The sequence below is a fragment of the Arthrobacter sp. B0490 genome (genome assembly GCF_002929355.1).
In the GTDB taxonomy this organism is placed as follows: domain Bacteria; phylum Actinomycetota; class Actinomycetes; order Actinomycetales; family Micrococcaceae; genus Arthrobacter_D.
Map to the genome: position 1 here is coordinate 20,250 of NZ_PJIR01000003.1, position 12,620 is coordinate 32,869.

12 protein-coding genes are annotated in these 12,620 nt (G+C 71.2%); 4 read left to right on the forward strand and 8 right to left on the reverse strand.

The genetic code is table 11. From position 1 onward, the window contains the following. The first annotated feature begins 57 nt into the window (after window positions 1-57). On the forward strand, window positions 58-1,023 hold the full coding sequence (locus CXQ97_RS05665; RefSeq protein WP_104179895.1) for a quinone oxidoreductase: 966 nt from the start codon (window positions 58-60) through the stop codon (window positions 1,021-1,023). A gap of 409 nt (window positions 1,024-1,432) precedes the next feature. Here CXQ97_RS05665 and pheT read toward each other — a convergent pair whose 3' ends face one another. Both pheT and pheS read right to left on the reverse strand, forming a co-directional pair. Further along, window positions 1,433-3,976, reverse strand: coding sequence for a phenylalanine--tRNA ligase subunit beta (pheT, locus tag CXQ97_RS05670; RefSeq protein ID WP_104179896.1), 2,544 nt, complete (start codon window positions 3,974-3,976; stop codon window positions 1,433-1,435). Next, entirely contained in the window at window positions 3,977-5,059 is a 1,083-nt protein-coding gene (gene pheS, locus CXQ97_RS05675) for a phenylalanine--tRNA ligase subunit alpha (RefSeq protein WP_104179897.1), read from the reverse strand. Between the two features lie 223 nt (window positions 5,060-5,282). Between pheS and CXQ97_RS05680 the strand changes: the two genes are divergently transcribed. Continuing rightward, complete coding sequence (locus tag CXQ97_RS05680) at window positions 5,283-5,753, forward strand: DUF4157 domain-containing protein (RefSeq protein ID WP_104179898.1); 471 nt, start codon at window positions 5,283-5,285, stop codon at window positions 5,751-5,753. Between the two features lie 12 nt (window positions 5,754-5,765). Here the strand turns inward: CXQ97_RS05680 and pcp are convergent, their stop codons facing one another. Further along, window positions 5,766-6,404, reverse strand: a complete 639-nt coding sequence (gene pcp, locus CXQ97_RS05685; protein ID WP_104179899.1) for a pyroglutamyl-peptidase I — start codon at window positions 6,402-6,404, stop codon at window positions 5,766-5,768. Window positions 6,405-6,469: 65 nt separating this feature from the next. On the opposite strand from pcp, the gene CXQ97_RS05690 reads away from it, so the two are divergent. Continuing rightward, window positions 6,470-7,522, forward strand: coding sequence for an Rv2578c family radical SAM protein (locus tag CXQ97_RS05690; RefSeq protein ID WP_104179900.1), 1,053 nt, complete (start codon window positions 6,470-6,472; stop codon window positions 7,520-7,522). Here the strand turns inward: CXQ97_RS05690 and CXQ97_RS05695 are convergent. Continuing rightward, a complete protein-coding gene (locus tag CXQ97_RS05695; RefSeq protein WP_104179901.1) occupies window positions 7,519-7,971 on the reverse strand; it encodes a (deoxy)nucleoside triphosphate pyrophosphohydrolase in 453 nt (150 codons plus the stop codon). The two genes, CXQ97_RS05690 and CXQ97_RS05695, sit on opposite strands and share 4 nt — an antisense overlap. 195 nt (window positions 7,972-8,166) lie before the next feature. Between CXQ97_RS05695 and CXQ97_RS05700 the strand changes: the two genes are divergently transcribed. Beyond that, on the forward strand, window positions 8,167-9,402 hold the full coding sequence (locus CXQ97_RS05700) for an MFS transporter (RefSeq protein ID WP_104179902.1): 1,236 nt from the start codon (window positions 8,167-8,169) through the stop codon (window positions 9,400-9,402). Window positions 9,403-9,429: 27 nt separating this feature from the next. Here the strand turns inward: CXQ97_RS05700 and CXQ97_RS05705 are convergent, their stop codons facing one another. From CXQ97_RS05705 to infC, 4 genes are all read right to left on the reverse strand, one after another. Then, entirely contained in the window at window positions 9,430-10,344 is a 915-nt protein-coding gene (locus tag CXQ97_RS05705; RefSeq protein WP_104179903.1) for an RNA methyltransferase, read from the reverse strand. Window positions 10,345-10,390: 46 nt separating this feature from the next. Then, the gene (rplT, locus tag CXQ97_RS05710; protein WP_055772447.1) at window positions 10,391-10,780 is read right to left on the reverse strand and encodes a 50S ribosomal protein L20; all 390 of its coding nucleotides are present in this window, start codon (window positions 10,778-10,780) and stop codon (window positions 10,391-10,393) included. 86 nt (window positions 10,781-10,866) lie between these two features. Further along, window positions 10,867-11,061 carry a 50S ribosomal protein L35 gene (gene rpmI, locus CXQ97_RS05715; protein WP_055772451.1) on the reverse strand — a complete coding sequence of 65 codons (195 nt, stop codon included), beginning with the start codon at window positions 11,059-11,061 and terminating at the stop codon, window positions 10,867-10,869. Window positions 11,062-11,167: 106 nt separating this feature from the next. Then, complete coding sequence (gene infC / locus CXQ97_RS05720; RefSeq protein ID WP_258062415.1) at window positions 11,168-12,349, reverse strand: translation initiation factor IF-3; 1,182 nt, start codon at window positions 12,347-12,349, stop codon at window positions 11,168-11,170. Window positions 12,350-12,620 lie beyond the last annotated feature (271 nt).

Below are 12,620 nucleotides of genomic sequence, written 5' to 3' on the forward strand. Positions count from 1 at the left end.
TCCGCTTCCGGGGTGCGCACGAATAGCATGAAGGAACTCCATCGAAAGGGAACCATCATGCCCTCAGCCATCGTCGTCACCGAGCCCGGCGGTCCGGATGTCCTCACTCTCTCGACCGTCGACCGCCCGGAGCCCGGTCCGGGCCAACTCCTGGTGAAGGTGGCGGCCGCCGGGGTGAACTTCATCGAGACCTACCAGCGCAGCGGCGCCTACGCCGTCGAGCATCCCTTCACCCCCGGCGCCGAGGCGGCCGGCACCGTGGAGGCGCTCGGCGAGGGCGTCACCGACTTCGAGCCGGGAGACCGGGTGGCGTTCGCCGAGGGCAAGGCCACCTATGCGGAGTACGCGCTCGTCGACGCCGACCGCGCCCTCCCCGTGCCCGACGGCGTGGACCTCGAGACCGCGGCGGCCCTGCCGCTGCAGGGCATGACCGCGCACTACCTCATCAATTCCACCTTCCCCGTCCAGCCCGATCACACGGTGCTCGTCCACGCCGGTGCGGGGGGCGTGGGCCTGCTGCTGATCCAGTTGCTCAAGGCCCAGGGCGCGCGCGTGATCACCACGGTGTCGACGCCGGAGAAGGAGGAGCTCGCACGGGGTGCGGGTGCCGACGAGGTGCTGCGCTACGAGGGGTTCGCCGACGCGGTGCGGACACTGACCGAGGGAACCGGTGTGGACGTCGTGTTCGACGGCGTCGGGAAGGCCACCTTCGACGAGTCGCTGCGCTCGCTGCGGATCCGCGGGACGCTGGTGCTCTTCGGCGCCGCGTCCGGCCCGGTACCCCCGTTCGACATCCAGCGCCTCAACAGCGGCGGCTCCCTCTTCGTGACCCGGCCCACGCTCGTGCACTACCTCCTCAGTCCCGAGGAGCGGCGGTGGCGGTCCGAGGAGCTCTTCGGAGCGGTCGCCGCGGGTCGGCTCGATGTGCGGATCGGCGCCCGGTACGCACTGGCTGATGCGGCCCGGGCCCACGAGGACCTCCAGGCCCGACGCACCACGGGCAAGGTGCTCCTCGTTCCCTGAGTGCCCCGTCGAGTCCTCCGCGTGAGCCGGTGGTACGGTCACCGGTCGTGCTGCGTGGGCGGGTCAGGCGTGGAGGCGTTCGGCCCGTCCCGAGTGGCGGGGTGACGTGAGGGGACGCGAGATCCTCCGGAACACCTGACTCATCGATCAGCTCCGGACCACCCCCGCCGATGGGAAGCGAGGCCGGCTCGCCCATCACTTCGCGCGACCGCGCAGCCGGGTCGACAGCCGACGGGACGGACCGCCGGTACTCGGGGAGGTTTCGGGCGCTGGAGCCGCCGAGATCAGCGACACGACCAGCGTCAGGGAATCCCCACCCGTGTCGGCGGGAATCCCTCGGCATCCGCGTTCCCGGTGCACCCTGAAGGCCCGCCCCCATGCCGGGGACGGGCCTTCACCGATCGTGATCTCAGCGTTGGACGGCGCCGAACCGCTCGGCGGCGAGGGCGACGGCGGCGTCACGCGCGGCACTCGCCTCCTCGGCGGTGAGTGTGCGGTCGGACGCCCGGAACCTCAGGGCGAACGCCAGCGACTTCCGGCCCTCGCCGATACCCTGGCCGGTGTAGACGTCGAACAGGCTGACGTCCTCGAGGAGTTCGCCCGCGCCTTCGCGCAGGGTCTCGAGCACGTCACCCGCGATCACCGCGGCGTCCACCACCAGCGCGACGTCCTGTGTGGCCGGCGGGTAGGTGGACAGCGGCCGCGCGACGATGACGTCGGCCGCGGCCTCGAACAGCAGGTCCACGTCGATCTCGAGAGCCACGGTGCGCGCGGGCAGGTCCTCGGCTGCGATCAGCTTCGGGTGGAGCTCGCCCGCGTACCCCAGCACCTCGCCGCTCCGGAGGGAGAACTCCGCGGTGCGGCCCGGATGGAAGGCCTGGTGGCTCCCCTGCCTGATGACGACGTCGACGCCGGTGACCTGCGCCATGAGCTGCACGACGTCGACCGCGTCGGCCCAGTCCCAGGCGCGGGCGGTGACGCCGGCCGACGGGGCTGCCTCATGGCCGGTGAACAGCGCGGCGACGGTCTGCGGCTGGTCGGGGATACCGGCGTACAGGGCGTCGAGCACCGCGTCGTCGGGCCTGACCCCGAGCGGCGGGATGGTCCCCGTGCCCAGCGTCCCGGTGGGCAGGAACACCGCTCCCGCCTCGAACAGTGCGAGGTCGCGGAAACCGCGGGACGAGTTCCGCTTCGCGAGCTCGACGAGGCCCGGGAGAAGCGAGCGGCGGAGGTGTCCGCGCTCGGCGCTGATCGGGTTGGCGAGCCTGACGGAGGGCGCTGTCGCGCCTTCCTCCGGGCTACCGAAGACGGCGTTGGCCTGCTCGCCGACGAACGGGTAGGACAGCACCTCCGTCAGGCCGGCCGCCGCAAGGGCGTTCAGGAGCCGGCGGCGCTGCTGCTGGACGCGCGTCAGGCCGCGCCCGGGAGGGGCGACGGGCAGCGTGGACGGGATCGTGTCGTAGCCGACGAGGCGGATGATCTCCTCCGTCAGGTCCTCGCGCGTCTCGAGGTCGGTGCGCCAGCTCGGTGCGGTGACGCGGTAGCCGCCGTCGACGCGCTCCACCGTCGCGCCGAGGTCGGTGAGCGTGCCGGTGATCTGCTCGTCGGTGAACTCGCGGCCGATCAGGCGAGCGGGGAAATCGGCGGCGAGGTCGATGACGCGCGGCTCGGGGGGCTGCCCGACGTCGGTCGCGGCGTCGTCGACGGTTCCACCCGCGAGCTCGAGGAGGAGCTCGACGGCGCGCTGCGCCGCGATGTCCGCGACCTGCCAGTCGACGCCGCGCTCGAAGCGCTTGGAGGCCTCGGACGGCAGCCGGTGGCGGCGACGCGACCGTCCGATGCTGACGTCGTCGAAGTGGGCGGACTCGATGAGGACGCTGCGCGTGCCGTCGGAGACCTCCGTGGACGCACCGCCCATGACGCCGGCGATGCCGATGGGGCCGGAGGCGTCGGTGATCAGGAGGTCCTCGGGGTCGAGCGTGCGCTCCCTGTCGTCGAGGGTGCGCAGGGTCTCGCCGGCAGCCGCGCGCCGCACCACGATGTCGCCCGAGAGCTTGTCGAGGTCGTAGAAGTGCAGCGGCTGGCCGAGCTCCAGCATGACGTAGTTGGAGATGTCGACCACGAGGGAGATGGAGCGGATGCCCGCGAGGCGCAGGCGCGCGGACAGCCAGGGCGGCGTGGGCCGCGTCGGGTCGACGCCGCGGACGGTCCGGGCCACGAAGCGGTCGCATCCCGGCGTGCCGTAGACGGGGGCCGCGTCCTCGAGCCGCACCGGGTAGCCGGTGCCCGCGGCTGGAGGGACGACGACGGCGCCGGCAGGATCGGTGAACGCCGTCCCGGTGGCATGCGCGTACTCACGCGCCACCCCCCGGATGGAGAAGCAGTACCCGCGGTCGGGCGTCACGTTGATCTCGGCGGCCTCGTCGCGGAGCCCGAGCAGATCCATCGCGTCCGTACCCGGCTCGGGGTCCAGCCCCAGGGTCGAGAGCACGAGGATGCCGTCGTGGTCGTCGCCGATGCCGAGCTCCCGCACGGACGCGATCATGCCCGCGGACACGTGGCCGTAGGTCTTGCGGGGGCTGATCCGGAAGTCGCCGGGCAGGACGGCGCCGGGCAGTGTCACGACCACCTTGTCGCCCTCGGCGAAGTTGTGGGCGCCGCAGACGATGCCCTGGACACCGGAGGGGTCGATTCCGTCGCCTGTGAGCGTCTGTTCGGCGCCCTCCGGCACCACGCGCACCTGGCACCAGTTGATGGTCTTGCCGTTGGTCTGGGGTTCCTCGACGACGCTGAGCACCTGGCCCACGACGATCGGGCCGGTCAGCTGGTCGGTGGGGCGGTGGACGTCCTCTTCCTCCAGCCCCACCTTCACGAGCTCGGCCATCACGTCTTCCGCGGTCGCGTCCGCAGGGACGGCTGCGTACTCGCGCAGCCATGACAGTGGGATTCTCACCTAGATCTCCATCCCGAAGTGTTCGCTGAAACGTACGTCGCCCTCGATCATGTCCCGCATGTCGCCGACCTCGTTGCGGAACATGAGTGCCCGCTCGATCCCCATGCCGAAGGCGAAGCCGGAGTAGACGTCCGGGTCGATGCCCGTGGCCCGCAGGACGTTCGGGTTGACCATGCCGCAGCCGCCCCACTCGATCCAGCGCGGTCCGCCCTTGGCGCCGGGGTGCCAGATGTCCAGCTCGGCGCTCGGTTCGGTGAAGGGGAAGAAGTTGGGGCGCAGCCGCACCTTGGCGTCGTCGCCGAAGAGCTGCTGCGTGAAGTGCTCGAGCGTGCCCACGAGGTCGGCCATGGTGAGGCCCTTGTCGATGGCGAGGCCCTCGAACTGGTGGAACACGGGCGTGTGGGTGGCATCGAGCTCGTCGGTGCGGAACACCTTGCCCGGGCACAGGACGTAGATCGGCAGCTCGCGCTCGAGCATCGAGCGGACCTGCACCGGCGACGTGTGGGTCCGCAGGACGAGGTGGGCCTCCGGGGGCTCCACGAAGAAGGTGTCCTGCATCTCGCGGGCCGGGTGGTCCGGCTTGAAGTTCAGTGCGTCGAAGTTGAACCACTCCGACTCGAGCTCGGGGCCCTCGGCGATCTCCCAGCCCATCCCGACGAAGACGTCGCTGACCCGCTCCTGCAGGGTGGACAGCGGATGCCGCGCGCCGGTCCGGCGACGGCGGGGGGCCGCTGTGACATCGACGGCCTCCTCGACGAGGATCCGCGCGTCGCGTTCCGCTTCGAGGTCCACCGTGCGGGCGGCGAGCGCCTGGTTGATCCGGCCACGGGCCGGGCCGATGTTCTTGCCGGCGGCCGACTTCTGCTCCTTCGGCAGGGCGCCGATCCCCCGGTTCGCGAGGCTCAGCGGAGACTTCTCACCGGTGTGCGCGATCCGCACCGACTTCAGTCCCTCGAGGTCCGATGCGGCGGCGATGGCGGCGAGCGCCGCATCCACGGCGGCGGCCACCGACGGGGCGTCCAGCGGATCGGGAACCTGGGCTGCGGGGCCGTCGGGCACGGCGTGCTCTGGGGTTTCGGACATGGGGATTGCTTACCTTGCACTCTCGGACGGGCGGCGGCTTGCCGGGCGAGCCACATCTCTGACGGGAACGGGAACAGGGACAGGAAAAGGCCGGTCGCAGCGAGCGCGCACCGGCGGGTCAAGTCTAGGCGACCGGTTCGGCAGCGTCGCAACCGCCCCGGCGTCGCTCGCAGCCGGGGCGGGGCTCCGGGTGGGCAGGATCCTCCGCCGGTACCATGGCGACATGGACCGGAGGCTCGTGCCGCTGCTGAACTGGATCAACCTCTCGACGCCGTGCGGCCTCGCTGTGGCCGCCCTCTCGGGATGCCGGATCACGGCCGGCCCGCGTGGGATCCTGCTCGCCGAGGGCTACCGGCGGCGCCTCCCGAAGGCCAGGGCCTTCACGGTGGGCAGCGTGGTGCTGCTGCGGGGCACCGTGCCGCACGATCCTCCTGCCGGCTTCACCCGGCTGCTCGAGCACGAGGCGCGGCACACCGGGCAGTACGCCGCGTGCCTCGGCCTCCCGTTCCTGCCCGCGTACCTGGCTGCCGCCGCCTATTCGCTCCTGCGGACGGGCGACCCGGCGTCGCGCAACCTGTTCGAGCGCGGGGCAGGGCTGTCCGACGGCGGCTACCGCGAGCGCCCGCCACGGCCGCTCGCCGGTACGGTGAGGGCCGCCGCCTCCTCGTTCGCGAGGCGGACGCGACGGCGGTGACCGTCCCGCGGGTCAGTGCTCCGCGCCGGCCGCGACCCGCACGTCCCGGTCGGTGTCCGCCGCCGTCGTCGCGATGGCGGCGAGGGCTACGGCCATCACGTCGATCGCGAGTCCCGGCTGCCCGTGCGCCTCGCCCTGCTCGGTGGAGAACGGGACGTGGACGAAGCCCCCGCGCGGTCCGGCGTGCTGCGCGAGCAGGTGCATGAGCCCGTAGAAGACGTGGTTGCAGACGTACGTCCCTGCCGTCTGCGACACCTCGACCGGGATACCGAGGGCCGCCACGGCCTCCCGGCACGCCTTGATGGGCAGGGAGGAGAAGTAGGCGGCGGGCCCACCGGGCACCACGGGCTCGTCGATGGGACGTCGTCCGGCGTTGTCGGGGATCCGGGCGTCGTCGACGTTGATGGCGACGCGTTCCACCGAGACATCCCCCCGCCCGCCGGCCTGCCCCACGCACAGCACGATCTCCGCGGGGAACCGCCCGAGCGCGGCCTCCAGTGCGTCGATGCTCCGCCCGAAGGCACAGGGGAGCTCGACGGCGGCCGCCTCTCTCCCCTGCTCGCGGAGGAGCTCCGCCGCACGCCGGGCCGCCTGCCAGGACGGATTGGTCGATTCTCCCCCGAAGGGTTCGAAGCCGGTCAGCAGGATCATGGGCCCAGCCTAGGTCAGGTGAGCCGACGATGGCATCGAATTAGAACACGTGTTCTACTGGATGCATGCGATGGGACGGCCAGACGGTGACAGCGGATGACGTCGCGCCGGCAAAGCCGGCCCTGCTGCCCCTGGCCGGACTGGTCAGGAGCGTCCGGACGCCCGAGTTCGCCGGGATCACCTTCCACGAGGTCGCTGCCAGATCGGTCCTCAACAGGGTTCCGCCGACGTCGTCCATGCCGTTCTCCTGGACCATCAATCCGTTCCGGGGCTGCTCGCACGCCTGCGTCTACTGCTTCGCCCGCAAGACGCACAGCTACCTGGACCTCGATACGGGGCTCGACTTCGACGCGCAGCTGGTCGTCAAGATCAACGCCGGCGACGTGCTCGCCCGCGAACTGGCCCGCCCCTCCTGGACGCGCGAGCACGTGGCCCTGGGGACGAACACCGATCCGTACCAGCGGGCTGAGGGCCGCTACAGGCTCATGCCGGGGATCATCACGGCCCTGACCGACTCGGGGACGCCCTTCTCCATCCTCACGAAGGGCACGCTCCTGGCACGCGACCTCCCGCTGCTGAAGGCCGCGGCACAGTCGGTCACGGTCGGGATGGGGATCTCCCTCGCGCTCGTGGACCCCGTGCTCGCCGAGTCGATCGAGCCGGGGACTCCCGCTCCGAAGGCGCGGCTGGCGCTCATCTCCCGGCTGCGCGAGGCAGGTCTGCCCTGCGGTGTCATGGCCATGCCGATCCTCCCCTGGCTCACGGACGGCGACGAATCGCTCGACGCGTTGTTCGGTGCTTTGGCGGCGGCAGGAGCGACGGGGGTCTCCGCCGGCCCCCTGCACCTGAGGCCGGGCTCCCGCGAATGGTTCATGCAGTGGCTCGCCGCGCACCACCCTCAGCTCGTCCCGCGGTACGAGACGCTCTACCGCGGCGGGAGCTACGCGTCGAAGGAGTACCGGGACTGGCTGTCGGGCAGGATCAGGGTCTTCCGCGGGAAGCACGGCCTGGCGGCGGGAGCCGGTTTCTTCCGCAACCTCGCGCCCGCGGGCAACGCGGAACCGGCGTCGGTCCCGCCCACGGCCACACCGGGTGCGGTCCAGGCGACGCTGTTCTAGCTCCGGCCGATGAGGCGGGTCGCGGCACGCAGGGCGTCGAGGATCGGTCGATCGGCGGGGATCCACGGCAGGGCGTCGAGCTCGTGGCCGGGAGCCAGCGGGACCCAGCGCACCTCGTCGTGGTCCTGCAGGGGCTCGGCCTCGCCGGCGGAGACCTCGGCGAACCACACGCGCATCGCCGCCGTCGCATGAAGCGGCCACCCCTGGGGGCCGGGGCCGGACACCTCCGGGCCCAGCCGTGCCTCGATGCCGAGTTCCTCGCCGAGTTCACGCAGCAACGCGCCCTCGCACGTCTCGCCGGGCTCCACCTTGCCCCCGGGGAACTCCCACATCCCCGCGAACTGCGGAGGCGCGGTCCTCCGGGCGACGAGGAGCCGGGTGGGGTGGCTGAGTGAATCGACGACGGCCGCCCCGACGATCTGGCGGAGCACGGTCTCTGCGGGTTGCATCACTCGCCGAGTCTATCCACGCCGGCCACCACCGCCGTGGGCTCTCCTGCGGGTCAGCACATCCGGTTGTGCTTTCCACCGCGGCGCGACCATCCCCTACCCTTGAGGGAGACGACGGCGTCCGCGTCGCCGCGTCTTCTCCCCCGGGTGCACCGGCGGCCCTTCCCTCGCCCAGAACCCGCCGCAAGGACACCCATGACCACCCCCGTTTCGCGTCCGATTCCCTCCCAGCGGCTCACGGGCCGGCCCCTGGCCCTCGCCATCGGGGCGCTCGCCATGGGGGGCTTCGCCCTCGGGACCACAGAATTCACCATCATGGGCCTGCTCGAGGACATGCGTGCCGATCTCGGCGTCGACTACGAGCGGGGCGGACACGTCATCTCCGCCTACGCACTGGGCGTGGTCGTCGGAGCGCCGATCCTCGCCACGCTGGGCGCGAAGAAGCCGCAGCGCACCGTCGCCCTCGCCCTCATGCTGGTCATCACCCTGGCCAACATGTCCTCGTTCCTCGCCTCGGGCTTCGGGTGGATGCTCGCGTCGCGGTTCCTCTCGGGGCTCCCGCACGGCGCCTACTTCGGTGTGGCAGCCGTCATCGCCGCGTCCCTCGCCGACCCGGCCAGGCGCGGGCGCGCCATCTCCATGGTGATGCTCGGGCTCAGCATCGCGAACGTGGTCGGGGTGCCGTTCGCCACCTGGATCGGCCAGCAGTTCGGCTGGCGTTCCATGTTCCTGCTCGTGGGGCTGATCGGGGCGGGGACGCTGGTGCTGATCAGGGCCTTCGTCCCGGCCCTCCCGGTACGGGAGGGCGCGAGCATCCGGGGCGAGCTGGGGGCGCTGCGCCGCCCGCAGCTGTGGATGACGCTGCTCATCGGGATCGTCGGCTTCGGCGGCTTCTTCGCCGTGTACTCCTACATCTCCCCGGTGATGACCGAGGTGGCAGGGGTGCGGGCGTCCCTGCTGCCGTTCGTCGTCGCGCTGTACGGCATGGGCATGGTCGTCGGCAACATCCTGGGCGGACGACTCGCGGACAGATCGATCATGGGGAGTATCTACGGGTCCATGGCGGCGATCGCCGCCGTGCTGCTGGTCTTCCCTCTGGCGGCAGGCACCCCCTGGAGCGCCTGCCTCTTCGTGTTCCTCGTCGGCGCGACGGGTTCCACCCTCATCCCGCCCCTGCAGGCACGACTCCTCGACGTCTCACCCGGGGCGCCGTCCCTCGCCTCCTCGATGAACCACTCCTCGCTGAACCTGGCGAACGCGCTCGGTGCAGCGCTCGGAGGCGCCGTCATCACCGCGGGCTGGGGCTTCACCGCGCCCGCCCTGGTCGGAGCCGGCCTCGCCGTGCTCGGCCTCGGCGTGGCGATGGTCAGCGGCAGGATGGACAGGGGTCGCGGGCCGCGGACCGAGCGGCGGTCGGTCCCGGTCGGCTGAAGCGCTGCGCGCGGACCGGGGCGTCCGTCAGGCGGGGCGCTGCGCGCGGGCCGACGCGTAGAGGCACACCGTCGCGGCCGTGCCGACGTTGAGGGACTCCGCGTCCCCGTAGACGGGCACGGCGACCCGCGCATCGGCAGCAGCGGTCACCTGCGGGGGCAGGCCCTGCGCCTCGTTGCCGAAGAGCCAAGCGCTGGGACCTTCCAGCCGGACGGCCGCAGGGTCGGGTCCGATGGTCCGCGCCGTCCCGAACCTGCGGGCGGCGCTCGCGTCCTGCAGGTCGTCGAGGTCCACGGCGCCGTAACCGTCCGCCGCCAACACCGTCATCCCCGCGTCCTTCAGGGTACCGATCAGTCCGTCGAGCTCGACGCCGAGCACCAGCGGCAGATGGAACAGCGACCCGACGGTGGACCGCACCGTCTTCGGGTTGTAGGGATCGACACTCGCACCGGTCAGGATGACGGCGTCCGCACCCGCGGAGTCGGCGGCCCGGATGATGGTGCCGGCATTGCCGGGGTCCCTCACCTCGACCAGCACGGCCACGAGGCGCGGTGCCGTGGCGAGCACCTCCTCGAGGGGGGCGTCGACGAACCTGCAGACCGCCACGAACCCCTGGGGCGTGACCGTCGAGGACATCGCGGCCAGCACCTCGGGGGTCGCGTGCCGCAGGACGGGTGCTCCGGCCTGGCCGAACAGCCCTGCGATGTCCGCGTGCCGTGCGAGGGCCTCCGGCGTCGCATAGGCGGCGACGACGACGTCCTCCCCGGTCCCGCGCCTCTCGAGGTGCAGGCGCACGGCCTCGCGGACGGCCTGTGGTCCCTCGGCCAGGAACTCGCGCCGCCTCGAACGCGACGGACGCCCTGCCAGGCGTGCCACCTCCTTCACCCGGTCCGCCTGGGTGTTGGTCATCAGTGGCGCCTGGGGGCGTCCGTCGTCGGTCATCGTGTACCGGTGGGCGGGCCGATCGGCCCGTTCCCGCCGATGGGGCCTAGGCCGAAGCCTTGAGCGGGGCCGACGTGTCGGCCGGCAGGGCGTTCTTCGCGATCTGGACGAGCGCTGCGAAGGCGGCTCCGTCCGTGACGGCGAGGTCGGCGAGCATACGGCGGTCGACCTGGATCTCCGCGGCCTTCAGGCCCTGGATCAGGCGGTTGTAGGTGAGGCCGTTGGCGCGGGAGGCAGCGTTGATGCGCTGGATCCACAGGCGACGGAAGTCACCCTTGCGCTTGCGGCGGTCGCCGTAGCTGTAGACGAACGAGTGGAGCAGCTGCTCCTTCGCCTTGCGGTAGAGGCGCGAACGCTGTCCGCGGTAACCCTTGGCGCGCTCGAGGATGACCCGACGCTTCTTGTGGGCATTGACTGCCCGCTTCACACGTGCCACGTGCGTACTCCTTTTGTTCTTCGGTCACGGCCGCAGCCGCAGCGCTGCACGAGACGTGCGTGCGCTTTCCCGGGGTGGATAGGTGGTTAGATGCCCAGCATCTTCTTGATGACCTTGGTGTCGGCCTTCGAGACGATCTGATCGCTCGCGAGGCGGCGCGTCAACGTCGAGGACTTGTGCTCGAGGTAGTGACGGCGGTTGGCCTGCTGGCGCTTGAGCTTTCCGCTTCCGGTCAGCTTGAAGCGCTTCTTGGCGCCGCTGTGGGTCTTCATCTTCGGCATGGGGACCGATCTCCTTCTGATAGCCGGGGCTGACGCACCCGGAATTCGGCACCGTGTCGGTGCCTGCTGGTTTTCGAAACAGTCCCGTCAGGACCGGGGCGACGCCCTAGTCCGTGCTGCCGGGCTTGGGACGGCTGGTCGGGCTCTTGGTGGGAGCCGCCCTGCCGGCGGGCTTGGGGGTCGCCGACGGCTTCGGCGCTCCGGGCTTCGGCATGGCCGAGGGCTTGGTGGCCGCGGTCGGCTTCGGTGCCGGCGCCGCAGCCGGGGGTGCTGCAGCCTGCGGTGCCGCAGCCTGGGGTGCTGCAGACGCAGGCCGGGCCGGGGCGGCCGCAGCGGGCCTCGAGGCCGGAGCCGACGCCGGCCTGGAGGCCGGAGCCGACGCGGGCCTGGAGGTGGCAGGGCGCTCGGCTGCAGGCCGCGACGCGGTCGACCGGGGGGCCGACGTGGTGCGGACCGGGTTGGCCTTCGGTGCGCTCGCAGCCGTGGGGGCCGCAGGCGCTTCCGGCGGTGCGACAGGCGCCGCGGCGTCCGCCGCAGGTGCCTCCGTCGGCGCCGTCACGGGTACCTCGGGGGCCGGTGTCTCCACCGGTGCCGCCTCGGGCTCGGTGTTGATGGCGTAGCCCTCGGGCAGCAGGTCGGCGAGCGACTGCGTGAACGGCGCGTTGTCACTGCCCGAGGTGTCGACCCGACCGGTGTCGACGCCGGACTTGGCAGCCTCGTTGGCGGCCTTCGCCTCGGCGCGCTGTGTCGCACGGCGAGCCTCGGCCTTCGCTTCGGCCTTGTTCTTGGTGGGTCCGATGACCATGACCATGTTGCGGCCGTCGATGCGCGGCGTGGACTCGACCACACCCACCTCGGCGACGTCCTCGGCGAACTTCTGGAGCAGGCGGATGCCCATCTCGGGCCGCTGCTGCTCACGCCCTCGGAACTGGATCATGGCCTTGACCTTGTCGCCCGCTCCGAGGAAGCGCATGGCATGCCCGCGCTTGGTCTCGTAGTCATGGGTGTCGATCTTGAGGCGGAAGCGGATCTCCTTCAGGACCGTATTGGTCTGGTTCTTCCGCGCTTCACGCGCCTTGACGGCGGCCTCGTACTTGTACTTACCAAAATCCATGAGCTTCGCCACCGGAGGCTTCGCCTGCGGTGCTACCTCAACCAGATCCAGGTCGGATTCGGCGGCAAGTCGGAGTGCGTCCTCGATACGGACGATCCCTACCTGTTCGCCGGCAGGCCCGACCAACCGCACCTCGGGGACGCGGATACGATCATTGATTCTTGGCTCGCTAATGTGTGACTCCTGTGAATTCTCAAACCGGAACCGCGTGCAGACGAAAGAAGGCCTTCCATTGCATGCGCAATCGAAGGCCTCGTCAACCGGTTCCCGACGTCCGACGAAAGCGTCAGCTTTCCTCGCGATCATCCGCAGGACCGACCAGGTGACCCGGCTGCCTGTAATGCGGCCAAGGGTCGCACCAGGCAAACGCGGGTGGGAGAGGACTCCGCTTGCATCCCGGCCCGTCTTCACCGGCTCCTTGCGGAGCACAGCGAGTAACAGCGAC

Bases quoted from the DNA above. Each gene is read 5' to 3' on its own strand.
- CXQ97_RS05665 (WP_104179895.1), top strand. From the start codon at position 58: ATGCCCTCAGCCATCGTCGTCACCGAGCCCGGCGGTCCGGATGTCCTC.
- pheS (WP_104179897.1), bottom strand. From the start codon at position 5,059: ATGTCCGAAACCCCAGAGCACGCCGTGCCCGACGGCCCCGCAGCCCAG.
- CXQ97_RS05680 (WP_104179898.1), top strand. From the start codon at position 5,283: ATGGACCGGAGGCTCGTGCCGCTGCTGAACTGGATCAACCTCTCGACG.
- pcp (WP_104179899.1), bottom strand. From the start codon at position 6,404: ATGATCCTGCTGACCGGCTTCGAACCCTTCGGGGGAGAATCGACCAAT.
- CXQ97_RS05690 (WP_104179900.1), top strand. From the start codon at position 6,470: ATGCGATGGGACGGCCAGACGGTGACAGCGGATGACGTCGCGCCGGCA.
- CXQ97_RS05695 (WP_104179901.1), bottom strand. From the start codon at position 7,971: ATGCAACCCGCAGAGACCGTGCTCCGCCAGATCGTCGGGGCGGCCGTC.
- CXQ97_RS05700 (WP_104179902.1), top strand. From the start codon at position 8,167: ATGACCACCCCCGTTTCGCGTCCGATTCCCTCCCAGCGGCTCACGGGC.
- CXQ97_RS05705 (WP_104179903.1), bottom strand. From the start codon at position 10,344: ATGACCGACGACGGACGCCCCCAGGCGCCACTGATGACCAACACCCAG.
- rpmI (WP_055772451.1), bottom strand. From the start codon at position 11,061: ATGCCGAAGATGAAGACCCACAGCGGCGCCAAGAAGCGCTTCAAGCTG.